This is a genomic window from Paraburkholderia sp. MM5384-R2 (genome assembly GCF_014201025.1).
In the GTDB taxonomy this organism is placed as follows: domain Bacteria; phylum Pseudomonadota; class Gammaproteobacteria; order Burkholderiales; family Burkholderiaceae; genus Paraburkholderia; species Paraburkholderia tuberum.
The window spans coordinates 14,830-33,931 of the sequence record NZ_JACHDI010000012.1 but is presented as its reverse complement, the minus strand read 5'-3'; the positions used below and the strand labels follow the sequence as shown (position 1 = coordinate 33,931).

Genomic DNA, 19,102 nt, shown 5'->3' with positions numbered 1-19,102 from the left:
CCGGCGACCCGCGACCCTCTACCGCGACCGCCTGACCAGCACCCTTCGCGGCACTGCAGAACCGAACTACCGCGACTCACTCAAGATTCACCCGATGACGACATTCCCCACTCTCGACGCGTGGCTCACGCACCTTGAATCCGCGCATCCGGTCGGCATCGACATGGGTTTGGGCCGCATCTCCCAGGTGCGTGATGCGATGCAGCTATCGTTTGCGTGCCCGATCATCACGGTCGGCGGCACGAACGGCAAAGGCTCGACCTGCGCGATTCTCGAAGCGATCCTGCTGCGCGCGGGCTATACGGTCGGCTGCCACACGTCGCCGCATCTGTTGTCGTTCAACGAGCGCGCGCGCATCAACGGGGCAATGGCAAGCGACGCAGATCTGCTGCCGCACTTCGAAGCCGTCGAGGCCGCGCGCCAGAGTCTCACCAAACCGGTCACGCTGACCTACTTCGAATTCACGACGCTAGCGATCATGAGCCTGTTCGCGTCGCGCGGCCTCGACGCGGTGATTTTCGAAGTTGGCCTCGGTGGCCGTCTCGACGCGGTCAATATCCTAGACACCGACTGCGCGATCATCACGAGCATCGATATTGACCACACCGATTATCTCGGCGACACGCGCGAAAAAATCGCGTTCGAAAAAGCCGGTATCTTCCGTCCCGGCAAGCCCGCGATTTGCGCGGACCCGGTGCCGCCGCAATCGTTGATCGATCACGCGGAAAAGATCGGGGCGCAATTGTGGTTGTTCGGCCGCGATTTCCGTTACGAAGGCCAGGCCGGCAGCGAGCGACAGCAGTGGAGCTATGTCGGCCCGACGCTGCGGCGCTCGGCGCTCGCGTATCCATCGCTGCGCGGCGCGAATCAGCTGATCAATACGTCGGCGGCGCTGGCCGGGCTCGAAGCTTTGCGCGACCGTCTGCCGGTGTCCGCGCAGGACATCCGGCTCGGCATCGCCAACGTGGATCTTCCGGGCCGTTTCCAGGTGCTGCCGGGCAAGCCGGCCATCGTGCTCGACGTCGGCCACAATCCGCATGCCGCCGCGGTGCTCGGGCAAAACCTCGGCAACATGGGCTTTTTCCCATACACGTACGCGGTGTTCGGCGCGATGCGCGACAAGGACATCGCCGGCGTGCTAAGTCATCTGAAAGGCGAGATCGATCACTGGTGCGTGACCGATCTGCCGACCCCGCGCGCCGCGTCCGCGCAAGAGCTGGAAACCGTGTTGCGCGAGCTGGGCGTGGAAGACGGCGCCGACAGCAGCGTCATGCGTTATGCGACGCCGGCGCAGGCTTTCCAGGACGCGCTAAAACGTGCGTCAGAGAATGATAGAATCGTGGTTTTCGGCAGTTTCTATACGGTAGCGGGTGTGATGGCCTACCGGAAATCGCAGCAACACTGAGCGGGCACCAGGCTCGAACCAAGCGATTCATGGGAATTTTCTCGTTCGGCAAGAAAGACGACGCGCCCAGCCGGCGCGGCGCAAACACCAGTTCCAATCGGGCCACCCGGGGTGAACGCGTCGAGCGGCGCACCCGCCGCACCGAGCGCACCGTCGATGCAGATGCAATGCTGCTCGACCCCACGCTGCCGGAAAAGCAGCGCGCGCGCCGCCGGCTCGTCGGCGCAATCGCACTGGTTGTCGCGGCGGTGATCATCCTGCCGATGGTGTTGGACTCGCACCCCAAGCCCGTCACCGACGACATCTCGATCGACATTCCGAACCGGCCCGCGCCGAAGCTCTCCAGATCCACCGCCAACGAAGACGTGCAGGCCGGCGTCGCGCTGGACAATACGCCGGCCGCCGACACGGGCGTGGCTGCGTCCGGCCTCGCGCCGACGACGAGCGCGGCGACCACGGCGGCAGCCTCGGCCTCCGCCGCCAAATCGACGCAATCAACGCAATCGACCGCAGCGAAACAAGGCGCGACCCCCTCCGCCGCAACTGGCGCTGTTACCGCCGCGACGCAGAAGCCTGCCGCGAAGCCGCAAACGCAATCGCTCGCAGCCAACACCGCGCCTGCTGTCCCCGCCAAACAGACGAAGGCACCCGCCACCACACCGTCGGCGTCGACCGACGACGAAGCGAACACGGCCACCGCCAGCGCCGACGCGAACTCCGGCACGCCGGCCTCGCCGCCGGGCAACCGTTTCGCGGTGCAGCTCGGCGCCTTCTCGAACGAAGCGAACGCGCGCAATTGGGCCGCGAAGTTGAAAGCGGCAGGCGTGCCCACATATACGGAACATAGGAAGCAAGCCGACGGCTCGACGCTGACATTGCTGCGTGCAGGTCCGTTCGCCGACCGCGCCGCGGCCACCGCCGCTGTCGCGAAGGTCCGCGAGGCGGGCCTCGTGTCGGGCTCGAACGGCGGCAGAGCACAGTAAGCGAGCGATGTTCACTGCCTTCGACTACGCTGTAATGGCGGTGATCGGTTTGTCGGCGCTGCGAGGCGCCTGGCGCGGTTTGCTGTCGGAAGTGTTTGGTTTGATCGGCTGGGTCGCGGCGTTTTTCATCGCTTGCGAGTTCGTGGGCTACGTGGTCCCGTATATCCCGTCTACCTGGCCGGGCGGTGCGTTGACGCAGTGGCTGCTGGCTTTTTCGCTCGTGGTGATCGGCGTAGTGCTGGTCACGAGCGTGGTGAGCGCGCTGCTCAGCCGCCTCGTGCAGGTCACGGGACTGGGTGGTGCGGACCGCTCGCTCGGTTTGATGTTCGGCCTCGTGCGTGGGGTCGTTCTGGTGCTGATTCTGGTCGCCCTCGCAGGCTTGACCGAACTGCCCAAAGAGGAATTCTGGCGCAACGCGCTGCTTCGTCCGTATGCGGTTGCGGGCGTACGCGCAATGAAACCGCTGCTCCCCGAGGCGCTTGCCGCTTACGTCCATGTGGACGATTCGGGCGCCCCGAGCAATGCGCAACAGGACTCCGGCGCATACCGGCTGCCTTGACGTCGTAGCGCGTGCCGTCGCATGAAAGCGCGGGCGCGGTCGCAGGCACCGGTCGCCATCACGAATTTCGTACCTTTGAAGGACATGCCATGTGCGGCATCGTAGGCGTAGTTTCCCATTCCCCGGTCAACCAGCTGATCTATGACAGCCTGCTGCTTCTGCAGCATCGCGGTCAGGACGCCGCCGGCATCGCGACGGCGAACGGCAGCAATTTCCACATGCACAAGGCCAACGGCATGGTGCGCGACGTGTTCCGCACGCGCAACATGCGCAGCCTGCCGGGCACGACGGGCATCGGCCAGGTCCGTTACCCGACCGCCGGTTCGGCGTCGAGCGAAGAAGAAGCGCAGCCGTTCTACGTGAACGCGCCGTTCGGCATCATCCTCGCGCATAACGGCAACCTCACCAACTGGCAGCAGCTGAAAGATGAGATGTTCCGCATCGATCGCCGCCACGTGAACACCAATTCCGATACCGAAGTGCTGCTCAACGTGCTCGCGCACGAGCTGCAACTGTCGAGCTCGGGTCTGCAGCTCGATCCGGCCGCGCTGTTCAAGGCGGTGTCGGGCGTGCATCGGCGGGTGCGCGGCTCGTATGCGATCGTCGCGTTGATCGCTGGCTATGGCCTGCTTGGTCTCCGCGACCCGTTCGGCATCCGTCCGCTGTGCCTCGGCAAACGGGAAACGGCTGACGGCGTCGAGTGGATGCTGGCGTCGGAATCGGTGGCGATTGAAGGTGTCGGTTTCGAATTCGTGCGCGACGTGCAGCCGGGCGAGGCGATTTTCATCGACGCCGAGGGCCAGCTGCATTCGCAGCAATGCGCGACGACCACGAGCCTGAACCCCTGCATCTTCGAACTCGTGTATCTGGCGCGTCCGGATTCGGTGCTCGACGGCGTGCCGGTCTACAACGTGCGTCTGCGCATGGGCGACTACCTCGCCGAGAAGATCAGGCGCGAGCTGCCCGACGTCGCAATCGACGTGGTGATGCCGATTCCCGATTCGTCGCGCCCGGCCGCGATGCAGGTCGCGAAGAAGCTCGGCGTCGAGTATCGCGAGGGCTTCTTCAAGAACCGCTATGTAGGCCGTACCTTCATCATGCCGGGGCAGGCGGTGCGCAAGAAGTCGGTGCGCCAGAAGCTGAACGCGATGAACATCGAGTTCAAGGGCAAGAACGTGCTGATCGTCGACGACTCGATCGTGCGCGGCACGACGTCGCATGAAATCGTGCAGATGGCGCGCGATGCGGGCGCGAACAAGGTGATTTTCGCGTCGGCGGCGCCGCCGGTGAAATTCCCGAACGTCTACGGCATCGATATGCCGACGCGCGGCGAACTGGTCGCGCACGGCCGCTCGGACGAGGAAGTTGCGCGCATGATCGGCGCGGACCACCTCGTGTATCAGGACGTCGATGCGCTGAAGCAGGCGGTGCGCGATATCAATCCGGCGCTGAAGGAGTTCGAGGCTTCGTGCTTCGACGGCAATTACGTGACCGGCGACATCACGACCGAATACCTCGACCGCATCGAAAGCGCGCGTCTCGCGCCGTCGTCGCAATCGGATCGCGATGCCGCGAGCGAAGCGATCGACGGTGGTGGCCCGGCGCGTTCGCAGCTGCATCTGCAACTGTCGGTGGGTTGAGCGTACACACCGCGCCCCGAGCAACATGTTGGCTTGCGTCGATTTGATCTCAGCTTGCGGGCGCGGGGCAACCCGAAACAGCTAAAGCGAAGGGCGGAACGCCACGGTCGTCCGCCCTGGCTCCAGCCTCCCCGCACATGAAGCTCGCTTATGCCGACGCAAAAGCGGGCTTTTTCCTTTTTGTTGCTGCCTCATTTAGTCACGGAAGCAGCCACGGAAACCTGGAGACCAGAACCAACATGGACGACTTCCACGACTTTGACTTCGACACGCTGGCCGTTCGCTCGGGCACCGTGCGCAGCGATTTCAACGAGCACTCGGAAGCGATTTTCCTGACCTCGAGCTTCGTGTTCGCGAGCGCCGCGGACGCCGCCGAACGCTTCAGGAACTCCGAGGACTATTTCACGTACTCGCGCTTCTCGAACCCGACCGTGTCGATGTTCCAGAACCGTCTGGCCGCGCTCGAAGGCGGCGAGGCCTGCATCGCGACGGCTTCAGGGATGGCCGCGATCATGTCGGTCGTGATGTCGACGTTGCAGGCGGGCGATCACCTCGTCAGCTCGCGGGCGCTGTTCGGCTCGACGCTCGGCATGTTCTCGCAGATCTTCAGCAAGTTCGGCATTACGACTACGTTCGTCGATCCGACTGATTTGAACGCGTGGAACGAAGCGGTGCGTCCCGAAACGAAGATGCTCTTCCTCGAAACGCCTTCCAACCCGCTGACGGAAGTGTCGGATATCGAAGCGATCGGCAAGATCGCGAAGGCCGCGAATGCGCTGTTCGTCGTCGATAACTGCTTCTGCAGCCCGGCGTTGCAGCAGCCGCTGAAGCTCGGCGCGGACGTCGTCATGCATTCTGCGACCAAGTTCCTCGACGGCCAGGGCCGTGTGCTCGGCGGCGCGCTGGTCGGTTCGAAGAAAATCATCATGGAAAAGGTGTTTCCGTTCGTACGCAGCGCCGGGCCGACGCTGTCCGCGTTCAACGCGTGGGTACTGTTGAAAGGCATGGAAACGTTGTCACTACGCGTCGAGAAGCAGTCGGCGAATGCGCTCGAAATCGCGCGCTGGCTCGACTCGCATCCGGCCGTCAATCGCGTGTTCTATCCGGGGCTCGAATCGCATCCTCAGCACGCGCTCGCGATGCGTCAGCAGAAGTTGGGCGGCGCGATCGTATCGTTCGAATTGAAGGGCGACACGCCCGAGCAGATGCGTACGAACGCATGGCGCGTGATCGACGGCACGAAAGTCTGCTCGATCACGGGCAACCTGGGCGACACGCGTACGACGATCACGCATCCGGCGACGACCACGCACGGCCGCATTACGCCCGAAGCGCGCGCGGCGGCGGGCATCAGCGAAGGTCTGATCCGGCTTGCGGTGGGGCTTGAAAACGCGGGCGATATCCGTGCGGATCTGCAATGTGGGCTCGAAAGCTGACAGGCAGGGCAAAACCTGTGCGCGGCCTACAGGCTTCAAATGGCCTCAAAGGCCTCAAAGCCCTCCGCGCCACCTCCGCCGCGCTCAGTGCCGCAACGCGCGCCACTGCCCGGGCGCCAGCCCGAAACGCCGCGTGAACGCGTGCGTGTAAGCGCTCTGATCGCCGAAGCCGATCTCGAGCGCGATATCGGTCAACGAAAGACGCGCGTCCGCAAGCAGCGTGATCGACGTGTCGAGCCGCAGCCGCTGCAAATAGCGATGCGGCGTCTCGCCGAACGCATCGATAAACAGTTGATGAAAACGCCGCATGCCGAAGCCGCAGTGCGCGGCGAGGTCCGCGATCTTCAGCGGCTCGGACAGGTGCGCGCGCAGCCAGCGGTCGATGCGCGCGAAATCGAGACGAACGCCTTCGCTCTGCACACCGGCAAGTGCCCCGGAATCGGCCACAAGCGCGGCGCCCAGGCGTGCCGCAGCATCCCAATGAAAGCGACGGTGACCGAAGGCATTACCTTGCGCTTCGCCCACGCCGCCCGCAGCATGCGCGGCAATCGCGTGCACGAGCTGTGCGAGCGACGGATCGACGGCCACGGCGCGCGCGCGCTCGAACAACCGCTCGGGCACCGCCAGCGACGCCGCAGGCAAATCGAGCACGAGCTGCCGGTTCGTGCCGACACCCGCATAATCGTGCCGCGCGCCGGCCGGGATCAGCCATGCGGAGCCGGCGTCGATCTGCTCGGCGACGCCGTCAACCGCCATCACCATTGCGCCGTCGAGCCCCAGCACGACCTGGTGGAAGTCGTGCACGTCCGACGCTTCGATCGCGCCATAGCAGCGCAGCGAAACGTTGGGGGCGGTGACGGCGGCGTGGCTCACGACAATACTCAGACGTGACTCAGACTTCGAGCAGTTCGACTTCGAACACGAGCGTCGCGTTCGGCGGAATCACCCCGCCCGCGCCGCGCACGCCGTAGCCGAGTTGCGGCGGAATGGTCAGCTTGCGCTTGCCGCCGACCTTCATGCCTTGCACGCCTTCGTCCCAGCCCTTGATGACCATGCCGCCGTCCAGCACGAACGCGAACGGGTCATTGCGGTCCTTGCTCGAATCGAACTTCTGGCCGTCGGTCAGCCAGCCCGTGTAATGCACGGTCACGGTCTTGCCGGCCACGGCTTCGGCGCCGGTGCCTTCCACGAGATCTTCGTACTTCAGGCCGGATTCGGTCGTCACAGTCGACATGCGTTGCTCCTCAGATCAAAACGTAAAACCGACATTGTAGGCGCGTTGACGTCGATCGCGGAGTCTGGTCCGGTTCCGCGCATGGCATGCGGATTGCGCCCCGCGTCGCGATTCGGCCTCGACTGGCCGGTCCGAACGGGATGCCTATAATGGGGCTTCCCCCATCATCCGGCATTGCCTGAGAGGACTCGATCGTGACTACGTCACCCAACGGGACTGCTGGCGCCCAGCCGGCGTCGGCCGGCTTCGTCATCACCGAACGCAGCGCGCTGCTGCGCGCGGAAACCGCGTTGTTCATGCGCGATCACGTGCTGTCGCTGGTGTCGCACGACCTGCGCGGTCCGTTGAATGCGATTCATAGCTGGGCGTACGTGCTCGAGCGCAAGCTCGACGCGAACGATCCCAATTCACAGCGCGCGATCACCGGCATTCGCAGCGGCGTCGATCAGCAGGTGAAGCTGCTCGAGACGATCGTCGATGCGACGCGCGCCGAAACGAAATCGCTCGCGCTCACGTATGAACCCTTTCCGCTGCATCCGCTGCTCGACGAAACCGTCGAGGAAGTCCGCGCCGGCCTCGCCCGCGCGCGCGGCGTCGAAGTGCGGCTCGACTCGCAGATCGCCACCGAGCAACTGAACGGCGACCGCGCCCGGCTCGCCGCCGCGTTGTGGCTGATGCTGACGTTCGCCGTCGAAGCGAGCGCGCGGCGCACCGAGGTCGCACTGGCCGCGCGCGCGGACAACGGCACATGGCATGCGAGCGTCACGTACGAGCCGAACGAGGCCGCGTTGAACGACGCCGCGCTGCCGCATGTGCTCGAAGCGTTCGCGCGCAAGCAGGCGGGCGAACCGCGCGAGGCGAAGCGCATCGCGTGGGTGTTCGCGTTGTGCAAACGCGTCGCGGAGGCGCACGGCGGAAGCTTCGAGCAAAGCGATACCACGGAAGCGGACGGCGTCACCGCGACCCCCGCCACGCTCGTGCTGCGCGTGCCGTTCAGCGCGGCGGCGCCGAAATGAGCGTCGCGCGCGAATGCGTTGGCGCACAATCAAGATTTCATCGAGGTTTCAGCCCCTATACTGACAACTTTTGTTGCCGGAGCCCGTCGCTTTGATCCAGGTTGTCGCTCTTATCGGTGCAATGTTTCTGGTTGCACTCAACGGCTTTTTCGTCGCCGCCGAATTCGGTCTGGTCAAACTGCGGCAGACCCGCGTGCAAAGCCTTGCCACCCAGCATGGCATGCGCGGACGTCTGCTCGCGAAGGTGCACGGACAGCTCGACGCGTATCTGTCGGCGTGTCAGCTCGGCATCACGCTCGCGTCGCTCGGCCTCGGCTGGATCGGCGAACCAGCGTTCGCGCAACTGCTGATGCCGCTTTTCACCGTGATCGGCGTCGAGTCCGAGAAGCTGATGCATGGCATTTCACTGTTCTTCGCGTTTTCGTGTATTTCGTTCCTGCATATCGTGGTCGGCGAACTCGCGCCGAAGTCGCTCGCGATTCGCGAGGCGGAGAAAATTTCGCTGTGGGCCGCGACGCCGCTGTACGGTTTCTACTGGGCCATGTACCCGGCCATCTGGCTGCTCAACACGAGCGCGAACGCGGTGCTGAAGGCCGCGGGGCTCGATACCGACCAGGGTCACGACTCGCGTTACTCGACCGAGGAACTCAAGCTGATCCTGCGCGGCCGCCGCGCGAACGTCGCGAGCGAACTCGGTGCGTCGAGCGGCGCGTACAGCCAGGACGAATGGAACACGATCGCGCACTCGCTCGACTTCTCGCGAATGACCGTATCGGACCTGATGCGGCCGTCGCATGAAATGGTGTGCCTGCGGCGCGATCTGCCGCTGCGCGACAACATGCAGGTGGTCGCGCGGCACCGCTTCAGCCGCTATCCGCTGTTCGAGGATGCATCGGGCGAACGCGTGGCCGGCATGATCCATCTGAAGGACCTGCTGCTCGCGCGCCAGGCAGGCAGCACGCTCGACGACCTGTCGCGCTACGTCCGCCCCGTGCAGTACGTGAAGCCGGACATGCCGGCGCTCGAACTGTTCCGGCGCTTTCGCAAGGGCGCGCCGCACTTCGCGCTGGTCGGCCACAAGAACGCGAAACCGATCGGCTTCCTGACGCTCGACAACCTGCTCGGCGCGCTGGTCGGGCAGATCCACGATGAATTCCGCCAGGGCGACGCCGACTGGACCCGCATGGACGACGGGACGCTGATGGGCAAGGGCAGCTTGCCGGTGGTGTCGCTCGAACGTGCACTGGGTATCGACATCGATGAAGGCAAGGCCGAATCGGTCGGCGGGCTCGTGATCCAGGCGCTCAACGATCTGCCGGCCGAAGGGCAGCGCGTCGAGTTCGAAGACTTCGACGTCGTGGTCAAGAAGATGAAGGGACCGCGCATCGTGCTCGTGCGCGTGTATCCGAAGCTGTTCGACGACGAGGGCGGTTGAGGGCCGAGCCAACCCGAAGCCTCAACCCTTTTTAGCCGCCTCAGCTTCGAGGCACCCCATCCTCCACCAACACCGCGACCGGCATCGCGGCGAGCGCGTCGCGCAGATACAGCAGCCCGTGATCGTCGACTTTCGGCGCGGCGGGGCTCAGCCAATCGAACAGCGCACGCGCCGATAGATCGGGCGGCATTTCGATGGCCGTATCTGCCCATTGCGCCGGCTCGACGAGCGGCAGACCCGCATCATCGCCAAGCAGTCGCGCGGCCAACCGGCTGGCAATCACCACGGCCCACGCATTGCCATGCCGCCGCGCGAACGCGATCACACTCGACGCATGCGCGCCGCGCACCGTGAGCGGCAGATACGCGCCCTGACTCAGTAGCTCCGGCAGATGCGCGCGCAACGCCAGCACGCGCTGGATCACCGCGAGCTTTACGCGCCCGTCGCGCCAGTCCGCCAGAAATTCCGACGGCGGCGTTTGCGTCTGCGGCAGCCACGCCTCGCGTTTCGCGAAATCGACGGGCCGCCGATTGTCCGGATCGACGAGGCTGAAGTCCCACAGCTCGGTGCCTTGATAAAGATCAGGGATCCCAGGCGACGCGACGCGCAACACCGTCTGCTGCAGGCTGTTGAGCGCGCCCGCGCGACCGATGCGCTCGACGAACGCCGACAGCTCCTTCAGAAAGGCGTCGCGCCGCTGCGGCGCGAGGATGCCGAACAGGAATTCGCGGCAGCCGGCTTCGTAGGCTTCGTCGGGCGCAAGCCAACTGGTTTGCAGCTTTGCCTCGCGCAGCGCCTTCAACTGCCATTGCGCGACGCGCTCGGCCAGCTCCTTGACGCCGGCTTCGTCGTCGGCGCGCAGCGGCGGCGGCCAGCAGCCCACCAGCGTTTGATACAGCATCGCCTCGGCGGCGGGGCCGGGAGCCCATGCGTCGCTCTTGTCCTGGCTCACGCTGTTGATCGGCGTGCCGTCGAGCGCTCGACGCTGCGGCGCGTTCAACGTCGACCATGCACGCAACGTCGCGCCCCATTCGTCGGCGATCTCGCTGAGCACCGCGAGCCGCGCGCGCACATCTTCACCGCGCTTGTGATCGTGCGTGGCGGTCGCAAGCATCGCATGAGGAAAACGTTGCGCGCGCTCGCGATTGCCCGCATGAAACTGTTCCACCGACAGCGCGAACTCGCCCGGGTCCGAGCCGACTTCGTTGCGCGACAGCAGACGGCCGTAGCGATAGCACGCGGTGTCCTCGATCGCCTTGGCGGCGAGCGGCGCGGTCAGCTGCGAAAACAGCGTTTGCGCGCTGCGCCGGGACGAGCCCGCATGCGGCGGCGCTCCGCCGCCTTGCGCCTGCTGCTGCGACTGCGCGCCGGGCCGCGCGGGCGGGGCCTCTTCGGCGCTGCCGCCGAGCCACGCATTCACGCGCTCGAGCGCCGCATGGTCCGAGCGCGGCAGCGAAGCGCGCGCGCCCGCGAGCGCCTCCTCGAAATAGACGTTGTCGGCGGCGCTGCGCAGTCCGCCCAGCGGATACATGCGGTACACGGGGAAATGCACGACCAGTTCGGTCAGCACGCGGCGCAGCGCCGGGTACGTGAAGTCGCGCGTGCTGAGCGAATCGCGTGCGATCCGATGCAGCGCGCGCGCCGCGCGGTCCAGTTCCGCCGAGAAGTTTTCCGCGAGAATCTTGCGCCGCGCCGCGTGCGCTTCATCGGCGAAGCGCGCGCTGCGGCCGGTGAGCTCGGCCCACGTACCGGCGAGCGGGTCCGCGCCGGCCGGATCGTGCAGCAGCGCGCCGACGTCGTTCATGAAGTCGTAGCCCGTCGTGCCGTCGACGGGCCAGTCGTCGCGCAACGGCTCGCCACGGCCGAGAATCTTCTCCACCACCACATACGGCGCGGTGTCGCGCAACTCGCTGAGCCGTTGGCGCAAACGCTGGCAGTATTCGCGCGGCTCGGCGAGCCCGTCGATGTGATCGATCCGCAAGCCGTCGACGAGCCCTTCGCGATAGAGGCGAAAGATCAGCGCGTGCACCGCCTCGAACACCTCGGGCCGCTCGACGCGCACGCCGGCGAGCGTCGAGATGTCGAAGAAGCGCCGCCAGTTCACTTCGTCGGAGGCGGTGCGCCACCACGCGAGCCGGAAATGCTGCCGCTCGATCAGCCGATGCAGCCGGTCGCGCGTGACCGGATCTTCAGGCGCGTAAGTCTCCAGCACGAACTCGATCGCCGACTCGCCTTCGCGCGCGACGAACTCGCGCAGCGCGTCACGCGCCTCGGCGGCGCGTGGTTGGTCGGCGGGCTGCGTGGTGAGCCCCTGAAAGCGATTCGCGAGCGCGCTCAGATCGGCGCGGTCGGCGCCTTGCATGATCGCCGCGTAATCGACCGGGCAGATCGGGAACACGTGCGGACCGTAGCCGATATGAAAGCGTCCGCTGTCGGCCGCGAAATGCAGCCCGATGCGGCCCGCCGCCAGTTCTTCGCCGTACGACGCGCCGAGCGTCGGTAGCAGCACCTTGCCGCGCAGCGCGGGATCGGGCGAATGCCAGTCGACGTCGAAATGACGCGCATACGCGCTGTGGCGGCCCCATTCGAGGATGTCGAGCCACCACGCGTTGCTCGACCCGCCGACGCCCATATGATTCGGCACCATGTCGACGATGAGCCCCATGTCGTGCGCGCGCAGCTTGTCGGCGAGGTGCTTCAGGCCCGACTCGCCGCCGTATTCGGCACTGACCTGGGTGTAGTCGACGGTGTCGTAGCCATGCATCGAGCCGGGCTCGGCCGTCGTGATCGGCGACGCGTACAGGTGGCTGATGCCGAGCGCGGCGAAGTAGTCGATGTGCCGCGCGGCGTCGTCGAACGTGAAGCCTCGATGGAACTGGAGGCGCAGTGTGGAGCGTGGAACGGTCATGGCGTGTCAGGCTCCGCGGAAGTGTTGGATGAACGCGCGGCGGCGCGGCGCGCGCCGTCGACGGCCAGCAGGCGGTCGGTGAACACGGGGTCGTCGAACATCGCGTCGACGGGCAGCGTCATGCGGCGGCGCCAGTTCGGATGTTCGTCGATCGAGCCCGGCAGGTTCGGCTGCTCGTCGAGCGCGAGCAGGTCTTCGAGCGGAAACGCGACGAGCGGCCCGGGTGTCGCGGCGACGAATGCGAGCGCTTCGTCGACCGGCGCGTTGTCGGCGTCCGGCGGCGCGACATCGGGCGCGGCCACGCCCGCTTGCTGGAACGCGCGCCACAAGTCGGCGCGCTGCTGCGCGCGCTCTTCGAGCGCCGCTTCCTCGGGATCGCGCCCGTCGGCGCGCGCCATCGTCTGGCCAATGCGGTTGCGCCACATGATGTCGCTGCCGCGCCACCAGCCGGCGACGGTCGGCAGATCGTGCGTGGTCGTCGTGCCGACCGCGTAGCGGTCCCAATCGGCCGGCGCCTTGAAGCCGTCGCCGTCGGGGGCGCCTTCGAACCACAGCACGCGAATCCCCTCGATGCCGTGCTCGTCGAGCCGCTCCCGAAACCCGGACGGCACGGTGCCGAGGTCCTCGCCGATCACGATCGAGCGATGCCGCCACGATTCGAGCGCGATCAGCCGCAGCAGGTCTTCGAACGGATAGCGCAGATATGCGCCATTGCGCGCGCTTTCGCCTTCGGGCACGAGCCACAGACGCCGCAAGCCGAGGATGTGATCGATGCGGATGCCGCCGGCATGCGCGAACGCCGCGCGCAGCATGTCGATGAACGCGGCGAAGCCTTGTGTGCGCATCGCGCGCGGCGAAAAGGTCGTGAGTCCCCACGACTGGCCGGCCTGGTTGAAGAGATCGGGCGGCGCGCCGACCGACACGCCCTGCAGCATGTCGTCGGGATAGGACCATGCATGACTGCCGGCGCTGTCGCAGCCCACCGCGAGATCGGCGATCAGGCCGACCGCCATGCCGGCTTCGCGCGCGGTGTGCTGAGCGTGCAACAGCCCGCGCGATGCCAGCCACTGCAGGAACAGATGAAAGTCGACCTCGTCTCGATGCGCGGCGGCGAACGCCTCGACTTCGGGGCTGCGTGGGTCGCGCAACGCCTCGGGCCAGTTGCGCCAATGGCCGTCGCCGCCTTGCGCGAGCTGCGCGGCCTGCAGCGCTTCGAAGCGCGCATGATCTTCGAGCGCGCGCCCCGCGCGTTCGCAGAAGCCGTGAAATTCGAGCGCGCGCGGCGAGTGCTGCGGGCGCTCGTTGGCGCTGAACTGCTCGTACAGCGCGCGCAAAACCGTGAGCTTCAGCGGGGTCGCGTGCGGCCAATCGATCAGCGGCAGCTCTTCGTATTTGAACCACGCGTTGCCGGCCTGCGCCGATGCGCACGCGGACGCATCCGCGCCGAACACCGCGGCCGGATCGATATGCGTGACGTTGAGCCATAAACGCGACGACGGCGCGTACGGGCTGAAGCGCTCGGGCTGCGCGCTGAACATCGCGTGGGTCGGACTGACGGCGAGCGCGTGCGCGCCGCGCTGCGCGCCGTGCCGCGCAAGCTGCGCGAGCGCCGTGTAATCGCCGATACCGCCGTCGCCGGTGCGGCGCAAGCCATACAGTTGCGCGGCGATGCCCCACAGTGGCGGCGCGGGCGACGCGGCTTCGCGTTCGCCTTCTCCGCCGCCGCCGTGCAGCGTGCGCCACGCGTCGGCGACGGTGTAGCAGCGCGGCGGCGCGACCGCGAGCGTCATGCGCTGGTCGTTGATCACGAGCGTGTGATAGCCGGTTTCGTCGATCGGCGCGAGCAGCGCTTCCTCGCCTTTCGGCGCGGTGAAGCGGCCGTCGATGATCGAGCCGCTCTCCAGCTCGATCCGGTAATGGCTGCCCGACCTGACCGCGGCCGCGGGCAGCGCGATGCCACGCCCGATCACCGCGGTCATCAGCGGCGGCAGCCGGCGGCCCGATAGTTCGGCCTCCAGAGCAGCGGCGCTGTGGCGGATATCCGTGGCGTTGCCGCACGGCAGACCCATGCGTTCGAGCAGCGTGCCAAGTGTCTTTTCGGGCACGTGTTGCGTATTGTGGTGCGCGTCCTGCCACTCCACCTCGAAGCCTGCGCGGGTGGCGAGCGCGGCGAGCCTGTCGTTGGGGCGTCGGGTCGTCACGCGCGCTGCTCCTCGTGCGATGCGATGCGCGCATCGTGGCGGCTCGCGAATTCGTTGATGTCGCCGGTCAGCCACGCAATGCACGCATGCGCGGGCAAGACCCGCGCGTCGGCCTGTTCGCGCGCGCGCGGCGGTGTTTCGAAAATGATCTTGCCGTCGGGGACGGCGTCGAACGCGACGCTCTGCTGCGACAGATTCAGCGCGATCGACAGCGTCTCGCCATCGCCGAGATTCCAGCGCGCGATCAGCGCGTTCGCGTCGCCGCCACCGGCATCGCGCAGCACGGTCGCCCCGCACGCTTTCGTATGTTTCAGGCGCGGCGTGATCAGCTTCGCGCGCACCGCGAGCGCGGACTTGTAGTAATGCATCCAGTCGAGCCGATCCGGCGTCGGCTGTACATCGGGCGCGGGTGGCGACGAGGCGGCGAAGGTCTGGGCATCGTTCGGATCGGGAATCTGCGCGCGGCGTTTCTCATCGCTGAACGCGGCAAAGCGCGCGAATTCACGGCGACGCCCTTCGCGCACGGCGTCGGCGAGATCGCCGGTGTAATCGGTGAAAAACAGGAACGGTTGCGTCGAACCATGCTCCTCGTCCATGAACAGCAGCGGAATTTGCGGCGACAGCAACAGCAACGCGGTCGCGGCGCGCAGCGCGTCATCCGAGGTCAGCTTGCGCAGACGTTCGCCGAACGCACGGTTGCCAATCTGATCGTGGTTCTGCAAAAACATCACGAACGACGTCGGCGGCAGATGCGCGCTCGCTTCGCCACGCGGCGCACCATCGTGCAGCGGCGACGGCTCGCCCTGATACGCGAAGCCTTCGGACAGCACTCGCGCGAGCCGGCGAATCGGTTCGTTGGCATACGCGTGGTAATAGCCTTCGGTTTCGCCGGTCAGCAGCACGTGCAGCGTGTTGTGCGCGTCGTCGTTCCATTGCGCGTCGAAATGCGCGTCGAGCAGGCTCGCGCCGTTGTGCTCGTTTTCGATCACCAGATGCACCTGACGGCCCTGCTGCACGCGCGCGCGGATATGGTCCGACAGCTCGCGCAGCCAGCCGGGATTGTCGATCGCATGCACCGCATCGAAGCGCAGTCCGTCGAAGCGGTACTCGTTGATCCAGTAGACGGCGTTGTCGGTGAAGAAGTCGCTGACTTCGCTGCGCTCGAAGTCGATCGCGGGGCCCCACGGCGTGTTCACGCCTGCGCGGAAAAACGGCTCCGCGTAAGTATGCAGATAGTTGCCGTCCGGTCCGAAGTGGTTGTAGACGACGTCGAGAAACACCATCAGGCCCACACCATGCGCGGCGTCGATCAGCGCCTTCAGTTCTTCGGGGCGGCCGTATGCGGAGTCGGGCGCGTACGGCAACACGCCGTCGTAACCCCAGTTGCGACGACCGGGAAAGTCGTTCAACGGCATCAGTTCGATGGCGGTGACGCCGAGCGCGGCGAGCTCGGGCAGGCGCTTTTGCACGCCCGCATACCCGCCCATCGCACCGACGTGCAATTCGTACAGCACCGTTTCTTCCCAGGGCCGGCCGTGCCATTCGGTGTGTTCCCAATGGTAGGCGCGCGGATCGATGACCTCGCTCGGGCCGTGCACGTCCCGCGGCTGGAACCGCGAGGCCGGATCGGGCACCGCCTGCCCGTCGTCGAGCTGGAACCGATACAGCGTGCCCGCGCCGCTCTCCACGGTGGTCTCGAACCAGCCGTTGCCGGTCGGAGCCATGTCGTGCGTGCCTTGCGCGGGGCCGTTTTCGACGACCACCTGCACGCTGTCGCACGACGGTGCCCAAAAACGGAACCGCGTGCGCGGTCGCGTGCCGCTCGCGCCGATCAACTGCGCGCTGAACGGCAGGCAGTGCGCGTAATGATGCGTGTGAGGATCAATCGGTCTTTCAGACATGTCTTCACCATTCGAATCTGCTAACGAGCCTGGACGGCAATGCGACGCAACGCAAGCAGGCATTGCGTCGCAACATTCTTGCCACCCCGGCTGCGGCGCGATTTATCCGCGCTCGAACCAGGTCGCCGCAGTGCATCGTTCATTGCGAACCATCGTCGATTGCGGTCTGCGCGCCCGGATCGGGCGGCAGCGCGGTCAACAGCCGCGGCCCGTGCTGCGCGCCAGCCACCCAGCCGGCTTGCCAATCCGCTTCACCGGTCGGTTGCGCGGCGAGTATCACGAGGCCGTGCGCGGCGACCTCGAGTTCGGCCGTCGCGAGCCGCTGCGGCGCGCGTTCCGGATCGGCCGTGTCTAACAGCACATGCCATTCCAGGTGCGGCGCGGGAGGCGCGAACTGCAGCGGTTCCTCGTGAGCGTTGAGCATCATTAACAATACTTCGGTTTCGCCATTCAGGCCCGGACCCGCGCGACGCAACGTGAACGCGCGTCCTTCCGGGTCTTGCCACGCTTCGATCGTCAGCGGATCGCCGTGTTCGTCGAACCAGCCGACGTCGAACAGGCCGGGCAGCACTTCGCGGTCGCCGAACAGAAAGCGCGTTTCACGCAGCAGCGGATGGCGCTTGCGCAACCCGATCACGCGCGCGACGAACTCGGTCATGCGCTGACCTTCCGGCGAATCCGCGAGGTCCCAGTCGATCCAGGATAGGTCGTTATCCTGACAGTACGCATTGTTGTTGCCGCGCTGCGTGCGCAGCGCTTCGTCGCCGGCGAGCAGCATCGGCGTGCCGAGCGCGAGCATCAGGGTCGCGATCAGCGAGCGCGACACGCGACGGCGGGTCGCGAGGATCGCGGGGTCGTCGGTCGCGCCTTCGAGACCCCAATTGCGGCTGCAATTCTCGTTGTGGCCGTCGTTGTTGTCTTCCAGGTTGGCTTCGTTGTGCTTCTGCTCGTACGCGGTGACATCGGCCAAGGTGAAGCCGTCATGCGACGTGACGAAGTTGATCGACGCCCACGGCTTGCGATGCCGCCGGTTGAACAGATCGGCCGACCCGGTCAGGCGCGCGGCGAGGTCGGGCCGCAGGCCGGCGTCGCCACGCCAGAAACGTCGCACCGTGTCACGGAAACGGTCGTTCCATTCGCTGAATCCCGGCGGATGATTGCCGAGCTGATAGCCGCCAGGGCCGAGATCCCATGGCTCGGAAATCAGCTTGCGTTGCGATAGCACCGGGTCCTGGCGCAACGCGTCGAACAGGCCCGAGCCCGGATCGAAGCCGTGGCTTTCGCGCCCGAGCGTCACGCCGAGATCGAAACGAAAGCCGTCGATATTGAACGCGCTCGACCAGTAGCGCAGTGAATCCATCACCATCTGCAGCACGCGCGGATGCGGCAGATTGACCGTGTTGCCGCAGCCCGTGTCGTTGATATGGTGACGCTCGTCGCCGGGAATCAGCCGGTAATAGCTGGCATTGTCGAGGCCGCGCCATGAAATGGTCGGGCCCATCTCATTGCTTTCGCAAGTGTGGTTGTAGACCACGTCGAGAATCACCTCGATGCCGGCCGCGTGCAGCTGGCGCACGGCGATGCGCATTTCGTCGAGCCGGTGCGTGCTCAGATAGGTCGGCTCCGGCGCGAAGAACGCCGCCGTATTGTAGCCCCAGTAATTGCGCAGGCCGCGCTCCACGAGGAAGCGGTCGTTCAGAAACGCGTGCACGGGCAGCAGCTCGACCGCGGTCACGCCGAGCTTCAGCAAATGCTCGATGAACTCCGGCGACGCGAGCGCCGCGAACGTGCCGCGTTCATGCTGGCGCAGATCGGAGCGCAGCATCGACGCGCCGCGCAAGTGCGTTTCGTAGATCACGGTTTCGCCCCACGGCACGTCGGGCCGCCTGTCGTGCGACGAGTCGAACGCCTCGTCGATCACGACGCACTTGGGCATCGCGGGCGCGGAATCGCGCCGGTCGATCGAAAGGTCCGCGCGATTCGAATGCACGCGATAGCCGAACAGCGCGTCGGACCAGCGAAACTGCCCGACGAGCTTGCGCGCATACGGGTCGAGCAGCAGCTTGTGCGGATTGAAACGATGCCCGAAATGCGGCTGATACGGCCCATGCGCGCGAAAGCCGTACGCGGTGCCCGGATGCGCGTTCGGCAGATAGCCGTGCCAGATCTCGTCGGTGCATTCGGGCATGGTGAAGCGGCGAATCTCCTTGCGGCCGGTTGAGTCGAACAGGCATAGCTCGATTTTCTGCGCATTGGCCGAGAACACCGCGAAGTTGACGCCCAGCCCATCCCAGTTCGCGCCGAGCGGATACGGCGAGCCGGGCAGCAACCGCTCGGGCAACGCATGCGACATGATTTCCCTTTCCTGTTCTGATTGTCGAGCT

At 66.0% G+C, this 19,102-nt stretch carries 13 protein-coding genes; 7 read left to right on the top strand and 6 right to left on the bottom strand.

Annotated elements, in window-relative coordinates; translation table 11 throughout:
• The first annotated feature begins 94 nt into the window (after nucleotides 1-94).
• The 5 genes from folC (at nucleotide 95) to HDG37_RS19635 (ending at nucleotide 6,023) form a co-directional block, all read left to right on the top strand.
• On the top strand, nucleotides 95-1,405 hold the full coding sequence (folC, locus tag HDG37_RS19655) for a bifunctional tetrahydrofolate synthase/dihydrofolate synthase (RefSeq protein ID WP_184050543.1): 1,311 nt from the start codon (nucleotides 95-97) through the stop codon (nucleotides 1,403-1,405).
• A gap of 29 nt (nucleotides 1,406-1,434) precedes the next feature.
• Nucleotides 1,435-2,388, top strand: coding sequence for an SPOR domain-containing protein (locus HDG37_RS19650; RefSeq protein ID WP_184050541.1), 954 nt, complete (start codon nucleotides 1,435-1,437; stop codon nucleotides 2,386-2,388).
• Between the two features lie 7 nt (nucleotides 2,389-2,395).
• Complete coding sequence (locus tag HDG37_RS19645) at nucleotides 2,396-2,947, top strand: CvpA family protein (RefSeq protein ID WP_090808318.1); 552 nt, start codon at nucleotides 2,396-2,398, stop codon at nucleotides 2,945-2,947.
• Between the two features lie 89 nt (nucleotides 2,948-3,036).
• A complete protein-coding gene (gene purF / locus HDG37_RS19640) occupies nucleotides 3,037-4,587 on the top strand; it encodes an amidophosphoribosyltransferase (protein ID WP_090810350.1) in 1,551 nt (516 codons plus the stop codon).
• A 239-nt stretch (nucleotides 4,588-4,826) separates the two neighbouring features.
• Entirely contained in the window at nucleotides 4,827-6,023 is a 1,197-nt protein-coding gene (locus HDG37_RS19635; RefSeq protein WP_184050539.1) for an O-succinylhomoserine sulfhydrylase, read from the top strand.
• Between the two features lie 84 nt (nucleotides 6,024-6,107).
• On the opposite strand, the gene HDG37_RS19630 is transcribed toward HDG37_RS19635, so the two are convergent.
• Nucleotides 6,108-6,896, bottom strand: coding sequence for an AraC family transcriptional regulator (locus HDG37_RS19630; protein ID WP_090808320.1), 789 nt, complete (start codon nucleotides 6,894-6,896; stop codon nucleotides 6,108-6,110).
• 19 nt (nucleotides 6,897-6,915) lie between these two features.
• On the bottom strand, nucleotides 6,916-7,257 hold the full coding sequence (locus tag HDG37_RS19625) for an FKBP-type peptidyl-prolyl cis-trans isomerase (protein ID WP_090808322.1): 342 nt from the start codon (nucleotides 7,255-7,257) through the stop codon (nucleotides 6,916-6,918).
• Between the two features lie 194 nt (nucleotides 7,258-7,451).
• Here HDG37_RS19625 and HDG37_RS19620 point away from each other — a divergent pair, with 194 nt between their 5' ends.
• Both HDG37_RS19620 and HDG37_RS19615 read left to right on the top strand, forming a co-directional pair.
• A complete protein-coding gene (locus tag HDG37_RS19620) occupies nucleotides 7,452-8,273 on the top strand; it encodes a sensor histidine kinase KdpD (protein ID WP_184050537.1) in 822 nt (273 codons plus the stop codon).
• A gap of 91 nt (nucleotides 8,274-8,364) precedes the next feature.
• Nucleotides 8,365-9,708 carry a hemolysin family protein gene (locus tag HDG37_RS19615; protein ID WP_184050535.1) on the top strand — a complete coding sequence of 448 codons (1,344 nt, stop codon included), beginning with the start codon at nucleotides 8,365-8,367 and terminating at the stop codon, nucleotides 9,706-9,708.
• Nucleotides 9,709-9,748: 40 nt separating this feature from the next.
• Here the strand turns inward: HDG37_RS19615 and treY are convergent, their stop codons facing one another.
• The 4 genes from treY to glgX form a co-directional block, all read right to left on the bottom strand.
• Nucleotides 9,749-12,616: a malto-oligosyltrehalose synthase gene (gene treY / locus HDG37_RS19610; RefSeq protein WP_184050533.1), complete on the bottom strand. Its 2,868-nt coding sequence runs from the start codon at nucleotides 12,614-12,616 to the stop codon at nucleotides 9,749-9,751.
• Entirely contained in the window at nucleotides 12,613-14,817 is a 2,205-nt protein-coding gene (gene malQ / locus HDG37_RS19605; protein WP_184050531.1) for a 4-alpha-glucanotransferase, read from the bottom strand. Before malQ ends, treY begins: the two co-directional genes overlap by 4 nt.
• Complete coding sequence (gene treZ, locus HDG37_RS19600) at nucleotides 14,814-16,718, bottom strand: malto-oligosyltrehalose trehalohydrolase (RefSeq protein ID WP_184050529.1); 1,905 nt, start codon at nucleotides 16,716-16,718, stop codon at nucleotides 14,814-14,816. The genes malQ and treZ overlap by 4 nt, the downstream gene beginning before the upstream one ends.
• 139 nt (nucleotides 16,719-16,857) lie before the next feature.
• Complete coding sequence (gene glgX / locus HDG37_RS19595) at nucleotides 16,858-19,071, bottom strand: glycogen debranching protein GlgX (RefSeq protein WP_184050527.1); 2,214 nt, start codon at nucleotides 19,069-19,071, stop codon at nucleotides 16,858-16,860.
• Nucleotides 19,072-19,102: the final 31 nt, after the last annotated feature.

Coding starts and splice junctions, on each gene's coding strand:
- glgX (WP_184050527.1), bottom strand. CDS start 19,071: ATGTCGCATGCGTTGCCCGAGCGGTTGCTGCCCGGCTCGCCGTATCCG.
- treY (WP_184050533.1), bottom strand. CDS start 12,616: ATGACCGTTCCACGCTCCACACTGCGCCTCCAGTTCCATCGAGGCTTC.
- HDG37_RS19635 (WP_184050539.1), top strand. CDS start 4,827: ATGGACGACTTCCACGACTTTGACTTCGACACGCTGGCCGTTCGCTCG.
- treZ (WP_184050529.1), bottom strand. CDS start 16,718: ATGTCTGAAAGACCGATTGATCCTCACACGCATCATTACGCGCACTGC.
- HDG37_RS19625 (WP_090808322.1), bottom strand. CDS start 7,257: ATGTCGACTGTGACGACCGAATCCGGCCTGAAGTACGAAGATCTCGTG.
- purF (WP_090810350.1), top strand. CDS start 3,037: ATGTGCGGCATCGTAGGCGTAGTTTCCCATTCCCCGGTCAACCAGCTG.
- HDG37_RS19650 (WP_184050541.1), top strand. CDS start 1,435: ATGGGAATTTTCTCGTTCGGCAAGAAAGACGACGCGCCCAGCCGGCGC.
- HDG37_RS19645 (WP_090808318.1), top strand. CDS start 2,396: ATGTTCACTGCCTTCGACTACGCTGTAATGGCGGTGATCGGTTTGTCG.
- folC (WP_184050543.1), top strand. CDS start 95: ATGACGACATTCCCCACTCTCGACGCGTGGCTCACGCACCTTGAATCC.